Consider the following 15,185-nt stretch of genomic DNA (forward strand, 5'->3'; position numbering starts at 1 on the left):
GCTACATTCTGCCCACTCAATTACAGCGGGTTCTTCGTCAACCACCACCCTGAAACTTAAACCAACATGAAAAACACACTCAAACTGGGCTTTTTGGCCGCCGCGCTGGTTTCCACCTTCTCCGCCTGGGCCGACCCGGCCATCATTTTTGATATGGGTGGCAAGTTTGACAAATCCTTCAACCAGAGCGCCTACGAAGGCATGGAGCGCTGGAAGAAGGAGACCGGCAAGCCCTACCTGGAATTCGAAGTCGCCAACGAAACCCAGCGCGAACAAGCCATCCGTCGCATGGCCGAGCGCGGTGCCAGCCCCATCATTGGTATCAGCTTCAGCCAGGCTTCCGCCATGGCCAAGGTGTCCAAGGAATTCCCCAAGCTGCAATTCGCCATCATCGATGACGTGGTGGAAGCGCCCAACGTGCAGTCGGTAGTGTTCAAGGAGCATGAAGGAAGCTTCCTGGTCGGCATGCTGGCCGCTGAAGCCAGCAAGACCGGTAAGGTCGGTTTTGTGGGTGGCATGGACATTCCGCTGATCCGCAAGTTCCAGTGCGGCTATGAACAAGGCGCCAAGTACGCCAACCCCAAGGTAGAAACCTTTGCCAACATGACCGGCACCACCGGTGCCGCCTGGAACGATCCAGGCCGTGGTGGCGAGCTGACCAAGTCCCAGTTTGCCAAGGGCGCCGACGTGGTGTTCGCGGCTGCGGGCGGTACCGGTATCGGTGTTTACCAGGCGGCCAAAGACGCAGGCAAACTCGCCATCGGTGTGGACAGCAACCAGAACTATGTGCAACCTGGCACCATGCTGTCCTCTATGGTCAAGCGCGTGGACGTGGCGGTGTACAACATCCTGAAGAACTACAAGGCCGGTGTGACCTCCCTGGGCTTGAAGGAAGACGGCGTGGGCTATTCCATGGACGAGTTCAATGCCAAGCTGGTGACGCCCGAGATGAAGAAGAAGGTCGATGCCGCCAAGGCCGACATCATCAGCGGCAAGATCAAGGTCGTGGACTACATGACCGCCAACGCTTGTAAATAGGCTCCCCCCCAGGCTCCACGCTGCGCGTTTCCGCCAACCCCCTGCAGGGGGCGAACCCAGTGGCCCGGCTGAGCCGGTTCCACGGGTTCTCTGGAGGGGCGCGTCGCGCAACCCGGCACCTCGGATTTCCATGACAACCCAACAATCTTCTGTGGTGGATGCGACCGCTGTGCACATGGCGGGCATCAGCAAGCATTTTGGCGCTGTGCGGGCCAATGACGGCGTGGACTTGCGCGTGCGTTCTGGCACGGTGCACGGCATCGTGGGCGAGAACGGCGCTGGCAAAAGCACGCTGATGTCCATCCTCTACGGCTTCTACAGTGCCGACAGCGGCAGCATCGAAGTCTTTGGCCAGCCCGCCCGCATCCGCAATGCGCATGAAGCCATTGCGCTGGGCATTGGCATGGTCCACCAGCACTTCATGCTGGTGGACACGCTGACCGCGCTGGAAAACGTCATGCTGGGTGCCGAGCCGCATGCACTGCTGAGCAAAGCTGAGAGCATCGTGCGCAGCAAGCTGGGCGCGCTGATGCAATCTACCGGCCTGCACGTGAACCTGGACGCCACGGTGGACCAGCTCTCCGTAGGCGACCGCCAGCGCCTGGAAATTCTGAAGGCGCTGTACCGTGGCGCCAAGATACTGATCCTGGATGAGCCCACCGCCGTGCTCACCCCACAGGAAACCGAACAATTGTTCGAGGTGCTGGCGCGTCTGCGCACGCAGGGCACCACCATCTTGCTGATTACCCACAAGCTCAAGGAAGTGATGCGCTTGTGCGACCATGTCACCGTCATGCGCAGTGGGCGCGTGGTGCATGAATGCGCCATTGCCCAGGCCTCGGTGGAGATACTGGCCGAAGCCATGGTGGGCCGCAAAGTGAATATGGGCCGCCAGGGCGATACGGCCGTCGAATTGGGCGCGGTGCTGCTGCAGGCGCGCGGGCTGGTGGTGCGTGACGCGCTGCAGGTGACCCGTTTGCAGGACTTTGACCTGAGCCTGCGCGCTGGCGAAATCGTCGGCGTGGCTGGCGTGGCCGGCAACGGCCAGAGTGAGCTGCTGGAGGTATTGTCCGGTCTGCTGGCCCCCAGCACGGGCGAGCTGCAGCTGGGTGGTCGCAGCTTCACCCCAGGCCAGTGGCTCACCCCGGGCGTGGCCCGCAGCCTGGGCTTGGCCCATGTGCCGGAAGACCGGCATGCGCGCGCCATGGTGATGAATTTTGCAGCCTGGGAGTCTGCCGTACTGGGCTACGAGGCCCTGCCCGAATACAGCAGCGCTGGGGGCTGGATGCGCCACGGCGCCATGCGCGCGGCCACGGCGGCCATGATGGAGCGCTTCGATGTGCGCCCGCGCGACCCGGCTTTGGTCAGCTCCAAATTCTCCGGGGGCAACCAGCAGAAGCTGGTGCTGGCGCGTGAGATCGGCCAGGCGCCCAAGGTGCTGCTGGTGGGGCAGCCCACGCGGGGTGTGGACATTGGCGCGATTGAATTCATCCACGCCCAGCTGCGCGCCATGCGCGATGCGGGCTGTGCGGTGCTGGTGGTGTCCAGCGAGTTGGACGAAATTTTGGCCCTGGCCGACCGTGTGCTGGTGCTGAACCAGGGCTGCGTTACGGGCGAGCTGCCGATTGCAGACTGCAGCGAGGCCCGACTGGGCCTGCTCATGGTGGAAACCAAAGAACAAGGATTGAAGGCATGAGCGCGACGAATACGGCCAAGCCCTTGCCGCGATGGGCCGATGTGTTCCTGCTGCCCGCAGTGAATTTGCTGATTGCGTTGCTGGTGGCCGGTGTGGTGGTGGCCCTGGTGGGGCAGAACCCACGCCAGGTGATGGAGGTACTGGTGCATGGTGCCTTTGGCACGCAGCGGGGCTTAAGCTACACCCTGTACTACGCCACCACCTTCATCTTTGCCGGCTTGGCGGTGTCGGTGGCCTTCCATGGCGGCCTGTTCAATATCGGTGTGGAGGGCCAGGCCGTGGTGGGCGGGTTGGGCACGGGCCTGATTGCGCTGTGGCTGTCGCACAGCCTGCCAGCGGTGGTCATGCTGCCCCTCATGCTCTTGGCCGGCGTGCTGTTTGGCATGCTGTGGGCGGCCATACCTGGCTACCTGCAGGCCTACCGCCACAGCCATGTGGTGATCACCACCATCATGTTCAATTTCCTGGCGACCAGCCTGCTGGCCTATCTGCTGGTGAACCGGCTGAAACCGCCAGGCACCATGTCGGTGGAAAGCGCACCCTTTGCCGACTCGGCCAAGCTGCCCGGCATGCAGGAGGCGCTGGCCTGGATAGGTATTGACTGGCCTTCGTCGCCGCTCAACGTCAGCCTGTTCCTGGCCCTGGCGGCTGCGGTGGGTGTGTACTTTTTGCTTTGGCACAGCCGGGCCGGCTACCGCTTGCGGGCTGTGGGCTCCAGCGAAGGTGCCGCCTCTTATGCGGGCATCAATGCCAAGCACCAGGTGGTGTTTGCCATGGCCTTGTCGGGCGGGCTGTCCGGCATGATCGGCATGAACGAGATCGCTGGCGTCAACGGCAAGTTGCTGCTGGACTTCGTGGCCGGTGCCGGCTTCACCGGCATTGCTGTGGCCTTGATGGGGCGCAACCATCCTTTCGGCATCGTGCTGGCCAGCATCTTGTTCGGCGCGCTGTTCCAGGGCGGTGCCGAGGTGAGCTTCGATGTGCCCGGCTTCAGCCGCGACATGGTGGTGATGCTGCAAGGCTTCATCGTGATGTTCTCGGGCGCCATGGCCTATGTGTTTGCGCCCATGCTGTCGCGCGGCCTGGCCCTGCTGACCCCCAAGACCGCAGGAGCCCAGCATGGATGAAGCCCTGATTGCCGACCTGTTGGCGTCCACGCTGCGTATGGCCACGCCCCTGATCTTGTGCGCCCTGGCTGGCCTGCTGTCCGAGCGCGCCGGCGTCATCGACGTGGGGCTGGAGGGCAAGATGCTGTTTGCCGCCTTCATCGCCGGTGCCAGCGGTGCCGCCTTTGGCTCCATCACGATCGCCTTGCTGGCCTCCATTGGTATCGCCGTGGCCTTGTCCTGGATGCATGGCTATGCCTGCGTCAGCCACCGGGGTGACCAGGTGGTGTCCGGCGTGGCCTTGAACATCATTGCCACGGGACTGACGGTGGTGCTGGGCCTGGCCTGGTTCCACCAGGGCGGGCAAACGCCTTCCGTGGCCGATGGTGTGCGCCTGCATGCGCTGTGGCCCGGTGCGGCAGATTCCTTGCAAGGCGTTCCGCTGGTCGGCCAGATCATCGGCCTGGGCCTGCTCAGCCACAACATCATGGTCTACATGGCACTGGCCTTGGTGGCCGCCGTGTGGTGGCTGGTGTACCGCACGCGCTTTGGTTTGCGTCTGCGCGCCGTGGGCGAAAACGCGCACATGGTGGATGCCGCCGGTGTCTCGGTGCTGCGCCTGCGCTATACCGCACTGACGCTCAACGGCGTCCTATGCGGCTTGGCTGGCAGCTACATGGTGTTGGGGCAGAACGCCTCGTTTGTGCCGCATATGACTGCCGGTCGAGGCTTCATGGCCTTGGCCGCCATGATCTTTGGCAACTGGCGTCCGGTGCGCGCGCTGTGGGCCTGCCTGTTGTTCGGTTTTCTGGACGCCATGGCCATCCGTCTGCAAGGTGTCAGCCTGCCCGGCGTGGGTGAGGTACCGGTGCAGGCCGTGCAGGCCTTGCCTTACCTGCTGACGGTGGTGCTGCTGGCCGGCTTTATCGGCAAGACGGCGGTGCCCAAGGCGCTGGGCCAGCCCTACGTCAAGGAGCGCTGAACCAGGGCGCTTTCGAGCTGATTCAAAAAGGGGTGTTCGCCAGTGGGGCGGGCACCCCTTTTTTTCTTGGTGCCGCACCCCATTTTCGTGCGCATAAAGCTGACCATTAGGTCAGATTATTGGCATGACACTTGCGTTGGAGGCTGCCCTTACAACACCTACAGGGAACCCTCGATGAAAGCTACTCCATATCTCGCCGCACTGGTCCTTGCCGCTGCGTTCGCGCCCGCTGCACATGCAGACGACGACTGGTCGTTCAAGGACATCAGTATCCAACACTTGGACTGGACCAGCCACACGGAGAACCAGACCGGCAAGGGCCCGTTTGGTGTGAAGAAGGACTTCACCTTGCTGGAGCTAGAAGGCGGTATGGGCGGTAAGTGGGGCGACTTGTATGGCTTTTTCGACGTGGAAAACGCCGACAAGGACGCCCACAACGCTGGCGACTCCGCCATGGACCGCCGATACGCCATGAAGGCCGTGGCCCACATCAACATGACCGAGCTGGGCGGCGTGCCCGTGCAGCTATACGCGCACATCTACAACTTTATGGACGACGGCTTCCGCGATCAGAACAATGTGTTGGGCCTGAGTACCGCGTACTACAACGGCGGCTTCTGGATCAAGCCCTTCTTTGGCGCGCACTACGAGACCAAGACCGATCTCGGCACCCAGTTCAACGGCACGATGGCGGGCTGGGTATTCGGCTACAACTTCAAGGCCTGGGACCAGTCCTTCATGGTCTCCAGCTGGCATGAAACCGAGATGGGCCGCAAAGACAGCTACTTGGTCATGGCCCGCGACGGAGGCGTAGTCACCGCCAACAAGACCGCGCAAAACGGTGCCCTGTCGCTGTGGTGGAACGCCACCCCCCATATCACGACCGGCCTGTCCTACCGCTACGCCAAGAACAAGCTGGGTTCGGCTACGCTCCAGGACGCTTTCATCTACACCCTTCGCTACAACTTCTAAGTCAGCCACTTTTGCTATCGAAAAAATAGCTGCTAGCGCAGGTAAATGCTGCGCTAGCGGCCTGTTCGGTGTAGTGACTCTGTAGGCGCCGGGGGCAAGCCTCGGCGGCAGAATCATTAAAATCGGCCGATGACAAAAACCACCACGATTGCCACCCACAGTGGCACTTTCCATGCCGACGACGTTTTTGGCGTCGGCGTTTTGATGGGGGTTTTCCCATCGCATACGTTGCTGCGCACCCGCGACAAGGCCTTGATCGCTACCGCCGACTTTGTGGTCGACGTGGGCGGTACCTGGGACGCGGCCAGCGGCCGTTTCGACCACCACCAGCGCGGCTTTGAAGGCGCGCGCCCGCCGCGGTTGGTCGATGGCGCCATCGTGCCCGGCGTGGGCTATGCCAGCGCCGGCCTGGTCTGGTCGGCTTTTGGCACGGCCTATGTGCAGGCCTGGGCCCAGACCCATGGCCACAGCTTGGACGAGGCCGCCGTGGCCAGCGTGGTAAACACCATAGACCATTCGCTGGTGCAGTACCTGGACATCGTCGACACCGGCCAGGGCGACGTGGCGCCCGGCATCTTCGGCCTGTCGTCGCTGGTCGCGCAGCTGAACACGCACTGGCTGGAAGAGCAGGGCCTGGACCTGGCCGCCAAGGCCCAGTTGCTGGAAACCCGCTTCCGCGAGGCCATCGCCATCACGCGCAAGTTTCTGGACCACGCGATCAGCAAGAAGGTGGCGCAGATCCGCGCTATGGACATCGTGCGCCAGGCGCCCCGCCTGCTCGGTGGCAAGCTGCTGCATTTGCGCGAGGGCGGCATGCCCTGGACCCGCGTGGTGGTCGATGAAATGCCCGAGGTGATGTTCGTCATCTACCCGGATTCCGACGGCAACCAGTACCAGATCAAGACCGTGCCGGCGGAAGTCGGCTCCTTCGACACCCGCATGGACTTGCCCGCCAGCTGGGCCGGCCTGCGCGACCAGGAACTGGCGGCAGTGACCGGCGTGCCCGACAGCGTGTTCTGCCACCTGAACCTGTTCATCGGCGGTGCCCGCAGCTTCGAGGGCGCGGTCAAGCTGGCGGAACTGGCACTGGCCGAACCCGCCTGATGGAAACCCCGGCTAGGCGCACACCGCTGCAGCAAGTCCGTGCTGCGGTCAAAGCCAATCTGCTGCCTGGCATGGTGCTCTGGGCCGGTCTGGTGGTGCTGACCCTGGCCTACGCCTGGAGCCCGGCGGTGCAGACGGGGTTGGCGCAGTGGGGCGCCGTCAAACAGGCCGGGGGCTACCCGATGGCGTTCGCCACCTATGCGGCGTTTGCCGTGCTGGTGCCCGAGCTGCTGGGCATTGCGCTGCTGCGCCAGCCGCTGCGCCGCACGCTGTGGGCCGATATGGCCTACGCCACCCTGGTGTTCGGCTGTATCGGCATCACCGTGGACCTGTTTTATGCGCTGCAGGCCAGCCTGTTTGGCAAAGGCAATGACGGCCTCACCATCGCCAAGAAGATGCTGGTGGACCAGTTCGTGTATTCGCCGATGACCAACTTCGCCGTCATCGCCATGTTCGCCTGGCGCGAAGATGGCTTTCGCGCCAGCGCCTGGCAGCGCATCTTCTCCGCCGACTTTTTGAGCAGCCGCTACCTGCCGCTGCTGGTCGCTTTGTGGTGCGTGTGGATACCCGGCGTGGTAGCCATCTACCTCATGCCCACCGCGCTGCAGTTCCCCGTGGCCTCGCTGATTCTGAGCTTCTGGATACTGATCTTCAAGTTCATCCGCAAGGGCTGATTGCTATTGAATTAGTAGCTTTTACCGTAGATAGATATTACGCTAGCGGCTGATTTGATTCATACACCTGCCGCCCAGGCTTTTAGGTACGCAGCGCCTGGATGAAATCGACAAACGCACGTAGCGGCGCCGGTAGTTGGCGGCGGCTGGGGTAGTACAGGTAGGGGCCGGAGAAGCTGGGCCACCAGGCTTGCAGCACCGGCTCCAGGGCGCCGCTGTCGAGGTGGGGGCGCAGCCAGTCTTCGAACAGGTAGATGACGCCGCTGCCGGCCACGGCGGCATCCACCGCCAGCTCCACGGCGCCGCCGACCCTGACGATCAGCGGGCCGCTGGTGTCCACCTTGATGGTTTCGCCGTTCCGCTCGAATTCCCAGGCTGGCATGGCGCCGCTGGCGAATTTGCCACGCAGGCAGGCGTGGCCCAGCAGGTCGCGTGGATGCTCGGGTCGGCCACGCTGGTCCAGGTAGGCGGGTGCGGCAGCGGCGGCAAAGCGCTGCACACGCGGGCCGATGGGAATGGCGACCATGTCCTGCTCCAGCCGCTCCTCGTAGCGTATGCCCGCATCGCAGCCCTCGGCCAGCATGTCCACAAAGCTTTCTTCGGCTATCACCTCCAGCACGATGTCGGGGTAGGCGGCCAGAAAGGGCGGCACGATGCGCGGCAGCACCAGGCGGGCCGCGCTGAGCGGCACATTCAGCCGCAGCGTACCGGCCGGCCGGTCCCGAAAACCATTGGCCACATCCAGCGCGGCCTCCACCTCGACCAGCGCAGGGCCCAGCCGCTCCAGCAGGCGGGTGCCGGCCTCGGTCAGCGCGACGCTGCGCGTGCTGCGGTTCAGCAGACGCACGCCGAGCCGGGTTTCGAGCCGGCGCACCGCCTCGCTCAGGCTCGAAGCGCTGCCGCCGTTCGCAAGGGCCGCTCCCCGAAAGCCGCCTGCGCGCGCCACCGCCACGAAGGCCGTCAGGTCGGCTAGGTTTGCGGTCATTGTTCGCCTTTCCGCACAACCTGTGCTGATTCAATCCCCTTATCGTACGCGGTGTTCTTCCCTACATTCATGGCTCACCACAGGAGAACGAACATGATCGACATTGGCCAGGCAGGAACTTACACACTCGGCGACCGCAGCGTGCAGCGTCTGGGATACGGCGCCATGCAGCTCGCCGGCCCGGGCGTATTCGGGCCACCGAAGGACCGCAACGCGGCCATCGCCGTGCTGCGCGAAGCCGTGGAAAGCGGCGTCAACCACATCGACACCAGCGACTTTTACGGCCCGCACATCACCAACCAGATACTCCGCGAGGCGCTGCACCCTTACCGCGATGGCCTCACCATCGTCACCAAAATCGGCGCTCGGCGCGGCGCGGACGCCTCCTGGAACCCGGCCTTCGCGCGCGAAGAACTGACCCAGGCGGTGCACGACAACCTGCGCAATCTGGGTCTGGATGTGCTCGATGTAGTCAACCTGCGCTGCATGTTCGGCATCTACGGACCGGCCGAAGGCTCGCTGGAAGAACCGCTCAGCGTGCTGGCCGAATTGCAGCAACAGGGCCTGGTGCGCCACATCGGTTTGAGCAATGCCACGCCCACGCAAATCGCGCAAGGGCGCAGCATCTGCTCCATCGTTTGCGTGCAGAACCTGTACAACCTGGCGCAGCGTGCCGACGACGCCTTGATCGCCGACCTGGCCCGCGCCGGCACGGCCTACGTGCCGTTCTTCCCGCTGGGTGGCTTCAGCCCCTTGCAGTCGGCGGGCCTCTCCGCCGTGGCCGAAGCGCTGGGCGCCACACCCATGCAGGTCGCACTGGCCTGGTTGCTCCAGCGCTCGCCCAATATCCTGCTGATTCCCGGAACCTCGTCGGTCACGCATCTGCGCGAAAACCTGGCAGCGGCCCAGCTGTTGCTGCCGTCCAGCACTGTGGCGCGGTTGGACCAGATCGCGGGCGAAACCCCACCGGCCTGATGCGGCGCGGGTCGGCCAGGGCGCTTAAACTTTTGCCATGACCACCGACTCGACTCCTTCCATCGACAAACCCAATGCCCGCACCGAAGCCGCGCTGGCCCGCCTGCACAAGGCCATGCGCGACATCGAGGCCGAGATCGCGGCACACCAGGGCATCTACCCCTTCAACTTTGGCCGCGTGACCCAGTCCGAGCTGTGCCGCCGCGCCGACGTGAAAAAGGCCACGCTGCAAAACCCGGTGCACAAGGACACGACGCGGGTGGAGATCATGGCTTGGCTGGATGGGGTTAGTGCCCAGCTGGCCCAGACCCGCGACGGCACGCGCGAGCGGGTCACCGAGGTGGCCGATGGCCTGGCGGCGGAAGTCCAGCGCTTGACGCAGGCGCTGCAGGCGGCCGAGCAGCGCATCGCGCAGCTGGAGGCGGAGAACGCCGCGCTGCGGGGCTAACTGGCAGTTCCCGATTTGCTCCTAAATAAGGAGCTGCTTGCGCAGGTACTACCTACGCTACAGGCCTGTTTCATGTAAATCTGGCTAGAAGTGCATCGCCAGCCGTACCTGGGCGGTGAGCGGGGCGCTGGTGCGTTTGCGCACCAGGGTCTCGTGGTAGGTGTTGACCCAGAGCGAGGTGTCGCGGCTGATGCGCCACATCAGCCCGGGGCCGATGCCGAGCACGCGTTCTTTCGAGTCGGCAAGCGTGCTGCCGTTGGCCTTGCTGTCGCTCAGCTGCTGGAACAGGTAGCCGTTGATGCCCAGGCTGAGTGCGGGTGTGAGCGCATACGAGGCGGTGAAATTCACCCACGTGGCCTGCCCGGCCTGCGTGCTGGTGAGCGGCGCGCCGTTGAAGCTTTGCTGCGGGTTGCTGGAGGCTGGCTTGTTGTTCTTGAAGTTGTACAGGTAGTGCAGCCGCCAGCTGACTTCCCAGCGTTCGGCCGGGAACAGCGTGGCCGCCCAGTACGGATTCAACGAGGCGAAGCCCGCGCTCTGGTTGATGTCGGTGTGCTGGTCGTACTTGCCGGTAGGCAGGATGGTGTCTAGGGACAAGCGCTGGACGAAGACGGGCTGGCCTTGCGCCCCCATCACCGGGTCGCTTTGCAAGAACGCGCCCACGGTGATGTCGCCCAGATCGGTGCCGCCGTCCGTCATCGACGCTCCCGGGCCAAAGCTGCTGTGGAGGGACACCAGCGGCAGGATGGCGGTAACGCCAGGGTGCCAGCCTCCAAAGCTGGTGGGCGAGGAGTAGCTGAGCTGGTTGGCCCACGAGGTGCTGGTGATCTTGGGGCTGTTGAAAGCCGCCACGTTGTTGCCGTTGTTGTCCTTGATGGCGTTCGCCGATGCGTTGCGTAGCCAGCTCAGCCAGGTCCATCCCGGCGCGCCGGAGAAACCGTCGTAGAAGCTGGTGCCGCCCAGGTTCAGGCCGGCGGGTTGGCTCACGGTAGGCACTTGGGCGGCTACGCCGGTGGCCGCCAGGGCGCTTGCCGCAGCGATCAACCAGGTGGCGTGGGCATGTTTGTTTTTCATCAATTGTCTCCTCCAGAACGCGGTAGTTCGAAGCGGGGTGCTTCGATGCCTGAAGGATAAAAATCAAGAGCCGATGCAGCTTGCTTGTGGGTGACACACTTGCCCAGGCATGCCGCGCTGTCGTCGTGGTTAACCCGGGCGCAGGATTTGGGGTTGTATTCTCATATGCTGAGACTGCAGTTTGACGCGCACCAGCGGCATGCCGAATATGCTGGAGCAGAAGAAGGAGACATATATGGCGAGTCGCACCCATGTTTCGGTAGATGCCGTCAGTCCGTCCCAGCGGCTGCCGGCCTGGCACGCCTTGATCAGCACCCATGTAGGGCGTACGCCAGAGTCGTTTCGCCTGCGTGATGCCAGCCACTGGGAGCCCCTGGTGGGCCAAACATTTTCCGGCAGCCTGGAGTACGGCATGCTGGGCGGCGCGGGCTTTTGCCGGCTGACCGCAACGCCACACCGCTTCAGCCGCGCCATGGGTGCCCGGCAGGACGACATCCCCAGTCCGCTGATGCTGTTGATGCAGCAAAAAGGCTGCGCGCTGCTGGAGCAGGACGGGCGTAGTGCGATGCTGGAGCCGGGCGACTGGTGCATCCTGGACGCCGCCCAGCCCTTTGTGGTGGACCACCCCTATGGATGCGACCAGATCATTCTGACGCCGCCCCGCCCCTCCGACCCTGCACTGGTGGACCTGATTGCGCGCACCCGCGCATCGCGCTGTGACGGGCGCACCGGTTCCTCGCGCCTGGTGCAAACCATGGTCCGTGAGGCTTATGGGCAGTTTGACCGGCTGCCGGCCAGCACTGCCAAAACCCTGGCCGATGCGATCACGGCGCTGGCCTGGCATGCGGTGCAGGAACGCTTTGCGGCCCCGGACAAGGACACGGTGCGCGACACGCAACGCAACAAGTTCAAGGCCTTTATCGACAAGCATCTGGCCGAGCCCGGGCTGTGCGTAGAGATGGTGGCGCAGGGCTGCGGCTGCTCCGTGCGCACGGTGCACCGCGCCTTTGCCGACGATGCCCTGGGCTCCGCCTCCGAATACATCTGGCAGCAGCGGGTGGCCCAATGCGCCAGCGACCTGAAGAACCCGCATCATGCCTCCCGTTCGTTGACGGACATTGCCATGCAGTGGGGTTTTTCCAGCTCCTCGCATTTCAGCCGGGTGTTCCGCAGCAGCCTGGGGGTCTCCCCCAAGGCCTACCGCGCGGCGCCGTAATTTCAGATCGGATAGTGCCGCGGCGTGATTTGCACGCTGAGCCAGCGCAGGTCGGTAAACGCGTCGATACCGGCGCGCCCACCAAACCGGCCGACGCCGCTGGCCTTGACGCCGCCGAACGGCATCTGCGGCTCGTCGTGCACCGTAGGGCCGTTGATGTGGCAGATGCCGGATTCAATGCGCTGCGCCACCTGCAGCGCGCGGGCAATATCGCGGCCATAGACGGCGGCCGACAAGCCGTAGGCGTTGTCATTGGCGCAGCGCACGGCTTCTTCCGCACCACGGACCCGCACAATGCCTTTGACCGGGCCAAAGGATTCTTCGCTGTAGATCTTCATGGCGGGTGTGACGTGGTCGATCAGCGTCGGCAGCATGAGCGTGCTGTCTGCGCGGCCACCGCACAGCAGCTGGCCACCGGCCTGTAGCGCGTCGTCCAGCAGCAGATTGCAGCGGTCCACCGTGGTCTGGTCGATGACGGAGCCCAGGGCTGCGCCCGAGCCTGCTGCGCCAGGTACCAGCGTGCGGGCCTTGCGGGCGAGCCGCGCTACAAATTCGTCCGCGATGCGCTCGTCCACGATGATGCGCTCGGTGGACATGCAGATCTGCCCCGAGTTGAGGAATGCGCCAAAGATGGCGCCGTCCACGGCCTGGTCCAGGTCGGCATCGTCGAGCACGACCAGCGGTGCCTTGCCACCCAGCTCCAGCACCACGGGCTTTAGGTATTCGGCGCATTGGGCGGCGATGATTTTGCCCACCTTGGTGGAGCCCGTGAAGTTGACGCGGCGTACGGCGGGGTGCGCAACCATGGCGGCCACCACGGCGCCCGCATCGGCCGGCGCGTTGCTGATGAAGTTCACCACCCCCGCAGGCACGCCCGCGCGGGTGAATGCATCGGCGATGGCCCGGTGGGTCGCAGGGCAGGATTCCGATGCCTTGAAAACCACGGTGTTCCCGCAGGCCAGGGGCACGGCGATGGCGCGCACGCCCAGAATCAGCGGCGCATTCCAGGGGGCGATGCCGAGTGACACGCCGGCCGGTTGGCGCACCGCCAGCGCCAGATTGCCGGGTACGTCGGAGGGGATGACTTCGCCGTTGATCTGGGTGGTGAGCGCTGCCGCTTCGCGCAGTATGCCTACGGCGGTGACGGCGTTGAAGCCGGCCCAGAGTTCGCTGGCACCGGTTTCGCTCACCATGGTCGCAATAAGCGACGCTTGGTGGCGTTCCAATTCGTCAGCCGCTTTGGTAAGCATCGAGCGCCTCTCGGCAGGGCCGGTTTGCGACCACGCCGCAAAGGCCTGCTGCGCTGCGACTACGGCTGCGACCGCATCGGCCGGGCTGGCCGCCGCGGCCGTGGTAACCACCTCATGGGTGACCGGGTTGCGGCGCTCGAATGTGGCGCCCGAGCGGGCATCGGCAGATTCGCCTTGGATCAAAAGCTGGACAGTGTTCATGGGTATCTCCTAAATGGTTTTGGGGTGCGAGGGTGCCCAGTCGCCGTGAAAGGCATCGCGCAGCCGCATGGGTAGCTTGATCTGTGCGATGGGGCCGGCCGCAACGTCGGCGGCGTTCAATACCACCACGGAGGCCAGCCCCGTGTCGTGGTGGTCCACCACGGCCAGCAGCAGGCCTTCGGCGCCGGGAATCGGCACCAGCTGCGGCTCCTGGAAGGTGGTGGTGTCCGACAGAAACAGGGCGGTGACGCCACCCGTTTGCGTGTCCACGCGCACCAGGTGGTTCGAGCCCAGGCCTATGGGGCCCGCCACGAGCTGGCTTTTGCTGGGGTCGATGCCGCCGTAGTAGATGAAGCGGTGTGGTTGCATGGACACGCGGTCGTCGATCCGCGGTAGCTCTCCCGGTATCGGGCTCAACACACGGGATGCGAACGAGGATTCGGGGTTGTTTGCATCGAAGCTCCAGCGCGTGAGAAACGGTGCATTGGCTTCCGGATCGTGCGCGCTGCCGTCCCGCGCCGGCACATAGGGGAAGACATTGCGCTCCGATACGCACAGGTCGATGGTGATCTGGCTGCCGGTATTGAAGGCGTTGGCGACGTGGTAGGAATAGCAGGCCGGCCGGCGGAACCAGCGCATGTCCTTGACCGAGCCGTCTCGGCGCATCACCCCGATCCAGGTGTCTAGTGCGCCGTCCCACATCCAGTGCGTGTCGCCGGCTTTCATGCGGTCCAGATCGCAGACCGTGGGGAAGACGGAGAAGATGACGTAGTCGCGCGTCACCGCGAAATCGTGCTGCATGGCGGCGTAAGGTGCTTCGAACCATTCTTCACGCACCAGCGCGCCATGCTTGTCGGCAACGCAGAAGGCCACGTCCTTGCTGGCATCGCCGGCCGCCTCGTAGCCAAAGAACAGCCATTCACCGGTTTCCGGGTCGCGCTTGGGGTGGGCGGTGACGGTGCGCGAACGCAGTTTGCCGCCGAAGTCGTGCCGGCCCTTGGTCTCCAGTGTTACCGGGTCCAGCTCGTAGGGCAGGCTGTCTTCCTTGAGCGCAAACAAGCGCCCTGCATGCACGAAGGCGGTGGTATTGGCCGTGCTACGGTCCAGCCCGCGTACCGAAGCATGGTCGGTAAACGGGTTGCGGTACAGGCCGAACAGGGATCGGTGGGCCGCACCCTCGGCCTCGAAGCGCTGCGTGCGCACGTAGCGCATCTTGAAATCCACGCGGCCGTTGGCGAAGCTAAAGGCGCTGACAGCACCGTCGCCATTGATGTAGATGTCGTCGCCCAGCATGGGTGGGTATTGGGGGTCGGGGCCGCACCGGTACCAGGTGCCTTGCAGTGCCTGGGGCAGCTCGCCCACGACCTCCAGGTCTTTGATGTGGCATTCGATGCGCGAGGGCGCATTCATTCCGCTGAATTGCGGCAGGGGTGGGAACTGGCGGCTAGGGCTGGAATCGGTGGGCAT

14 protein-coding genes are annotated in these 15,185 nt (G+C 64.2%); 10 read left to right on the top strand and 4 right to left on the bottom strand.

What is annotated here, in order from left to right:
- The first annotated feature begins 66 nt into the window (after positions 1 to 66).
- From AC07O2_RS10700 to AC07O2_RS10730, 7 genes are all read left to right on the top strand, one after another.
- A complete protein-coding gene (locus AC07O2_RS10700) occupies positions 67 to 1,038 on the top strand; it encodes a BMP family lipoprotein (protein ID WP_495075713.1) in 972 nt (323 codons plus the stop codon).
- Positions 1,039 to 1,168: 130 nt separating this feature from the next.
- On the top strand, positions 1,169 to 2,734 hold the full coding sequence (locus AC07O2_RS10705; protein ID WP_495075714.1) for an ABC transporter ATP-binding protein: 1,566 nt from the start codon (positions 1,169 to 1,171) through the stop codon (positions 2,732 to 2,734).
- On the top strand, positions 2,731 to 3,861 hold the full coding sequence (locus AC07O2_RS10710) for an ABC transporter permease (protein ID WP_495075715.1): 1,131 nt from the start codon (positions 2,731 to 2,733) through the stop codon (positions 3,859 to 3,861). The genes AC07O2_RS10705 and AC07O2_RS10710 overlap by 4 nt, the downstream gene beginning before the upstream one ends.
- Positions 3,854 to 4,822, top strand: coding sequence for an ABC transporter permease (locus AC07O2_RS10715; protein ID WP_495075716.1), 969 nt, complete (start codon positions 3,854 to 3,856; stop codon positions 4,820 to 4,822). The genes AC07O2_RS10710 and AC07O2_RS10715 overlap by 8 nt, the downstream gene beginning before the upstream one ends.
- A gap of 174 nt (positions 4,823 to 4,996) precedes the next feature.
- Entirely contained in the window at positions 4,997 to 5,794 is a 798-nt protein-coding gene (locus tag AC07O2_RS10720) for an outer membrane protein OmpK (RefSeq protein ID WP_495075717.1), read from the top strand.
- Positions 5,795 to 5,923: 129 nt separating this feature from the next.
- Complete coding sequence (locus AC07O2_RS10725; RefSeq protein ID WP_495075718.1) at positions 5,924 to 6,898, top strand: MYG1 family protein; 975 nt, start codon at positions 5,924 to 5,926, stop codon at positions 6,896 to 6,898.
- The gene (locus AC07O2_RS10730) at positions 6,898 to 7,572 is read left to right on the top strand and encodes a hypothetical protein (RefSeq protein ID WP_495075719.1); all 675 of its coding nucleotides are present in this window, start codon (positions 6,898 to 6,900) and stop codon (positions 7,570 to 7,572) included. Before AC07O2_RS10725 ends, AC07O2_RS10730 begins: the two co-directional genes overlap by 1 nt.
- 82 nt (positions 7,573 to 7,654) lie before the next feature.
- On the opposite strand, the gene AC07O2_RS10735 is transcribed toward AC07O2_RS10730, so the two are convergent.
- Positions 7,655 to 8,557, bottom strand: a complete 903-nt coding sequence (locus tag AC07O2_RS10735; RefSeq protein ID WP_495075720.1) for a LysR family transcriptional regulator — start codon at positions 8,555 to 8,557, stop codon at positions 7,655 to 7,657.
- A 93-nt stretch (positions 8,558 to 8,650) separates the two neighbouring features.
- On the opposite strand from AC07O2_RS10735, the gene AC07O2_RS10740 reads away from it, so the two are divergent.
- The gene (locus tag AC07O2_RS10740) at positions 8,651 to 9,532 is read left to right on the top strand and encodes an aldo/keto reductase family oxidoreductase (RefSeq protein WP_495075721.1); all 882 of its coding nucleotides are present in this window, start codon (positions 8,651 to 8,653) and stop codon (positions 9,530 to 9,532) included.
- 37 nt (positions 9,533 to 9,569) lie between these two features.
- Positions 9,570 to 9,980, top strand: a complete 411-nt coding sequence (locus AC07O2_RS10745) for a hypothetical protein (RefSeq protein WP_495075722.1) — start codon at positions 9,570 to 9,572, stop codon at positions 9,978 to 9,980.
- Between the two features lie 84 nt (positions 9,981 to 10,064).
- Here AC07O2_RS10745 and AC07O2_RS10750 read toward each other — a convergent pair whose 3' ends face one another.
- Complete coding sequence (locus AC07O2_RS10750) at positions 10,065 to 11,051, bottom strand: SphA family protein (protein WP_495075723.1); 987 nt, start codon at positions 11,049 to 11,051, stop codon at positions 10,065 to 10,067.
- A 235-nt stretch (positions 11,052 to 11,286) separates the two neighbouring features.
- Between AC07O2_RS10750 and AC07O2_RS10755 the strand changes: the two genes are divergently transcribed.
- Positions 11,287 to 12,267, top strand: coding sequence for a helix-turn-helix domain-containing protein (locus tag AC07O2_RS10755; protein ID WP_495075724.1), 981 nt, complete (start codon positions 11,287 to 11,289; stop codon positions 12,265 to 12,267).
- 2 nt (positions 12,268 to 12,269) lie between these two features.
- On the opposite strand, the gene AC07O2_RS10760 is transcribed toward AC07O2_RS10755, so the two are convergent.
- Both AC07O2_RS10760 and AC07O2_RS10765 read right to left on the bottom strand, forming a co-directional pair.
- A complete protein-coding gene (locus AC07O2_RS10760; protein WP_495075725.1) occupies positions 12,270 to 13,718 on the bottom strand; it encodes an aldehyde dehydrogenase in 1,449 nt (482 codons plus the stop codon).
- A 9-nt stretch (positions 13,719 to 13,727) separates the two neighbouring features.
- Complete coding sequence (locus AC07O2_RS10765) at positions 13,728 to 15,185, bottom strand: carotenoid oxygenase family protein (protein ID WP_495075726.1); 1,458 nt, start codon at positions 15,183 to 15,185, stop codon at positions 13,728 to 13,730.

The organism is Rhodoferax sp. GW821-FHT10B06, assembly GCF_059415605.1.

Excerpts from the sequence above, each read along its gene's own strand:
- AC07O2_RS10700 (WP_495075713.1), top strand. The coding sequence starts at position 67 with ATGAAAAACACACTCAAACTGGGCTTTTTGGCCGCCGCGCTGGTTTCC.
- AC07O2_RS10705 (WP_495075714.1), top strand. The coding sequence starts at position 1,169 with ATGACAACCCAACAATCTTCTGTGGTGGATGCGACCGCTGTGCACATG.
- AC07O2_RS10710 (WP_495075715.1), top strand. The coding sequence starts at position 2,731 with ATGAGCGCGACGAATACGGCCAAGCCCTTGCCGCGATGGGCCGATGTG.
- AC07O2_RS10715 (WP_495075716.1), top strand. The coding sequence starts at position 3,854 with ATGGATGAAGCCCTGATTGCCGACCTGTTGGCGTCCACGCTGCGTATG.
- AC07O2_RS10720 (WP_495075717.1), top strand. The coding sequence starts at position 4,997 with ATGAAAGCTACTCCATATCTCGCCGCACTGGTCCTTGCCGCTGCGTTC.
- AC07O2_RS10725 (WP_495075718.1), top strand. The coding sequence starts at position 5,924 with ATGACAAAAACCACCACGATTGCCACCCACAGTGGCACTTTCCATGCC.
- AC07O2_RS10730 (WP_495075719.1), top strand. The coding sequence starts at position 6,898 with ATGGAAACCCCGGCTAGGCGCACACCGCTGCAGCAAGTCCGTGCTGCG.
- AC07O2_RS10735 (WP_495075720.1), bottom strand. The coding sequence starts at position 8,557 with ATGACCGCAAACCTAGCCGACCTGACGGCCTTCGTGGCGGTGGCGCGC.
- AC07O2_RS10740 (WP_495075721.1), top strand. The coding sequence starts at position 8,651 with ATGATCGACATTGGCCAGGCAGGAACTTACACACTCGGCGACCGCAGC.
- AC07O2_RS10745 (WP_495075722.1), top strand. The coding sequence starts at position 9,570 with ATGACCACCGACTCGACTCCTTCCATCGACAAACCCAATGCCCGCACC.
- AC07O2_RS10750 (WP_495075723.1), bottom strand. The coding sequence starts at position 11,051 with ATGAAAAACAAACATGCCCACGCCACCTGGTTGATCGCTGCGGCAAGC.
- AC07O2_RS10755 (WP_495075724.1), top strand. The coding sequence starts at position 11,287 with ATGGCGAGTCGCACCCATGTTTCGGTAGATGCCGTCAGTCCGTCCCAG.
- AC07O2_RS10760 (WP_495075725.1), bottom strand. The coding sequence starts at position 13,718 with ATGAACACTGTCCAGCTTTTGATCCAAGGCGAATCTGCCGATGCCCGC.
- AC07O2_RS10765 (WP_495075726.1), bottom strand. The coding sequence starts at position 15,185 with ATGCCCACCGATTCCAGCCCTAGCCGCCAGTTCCCACCCCTGCCGCAA.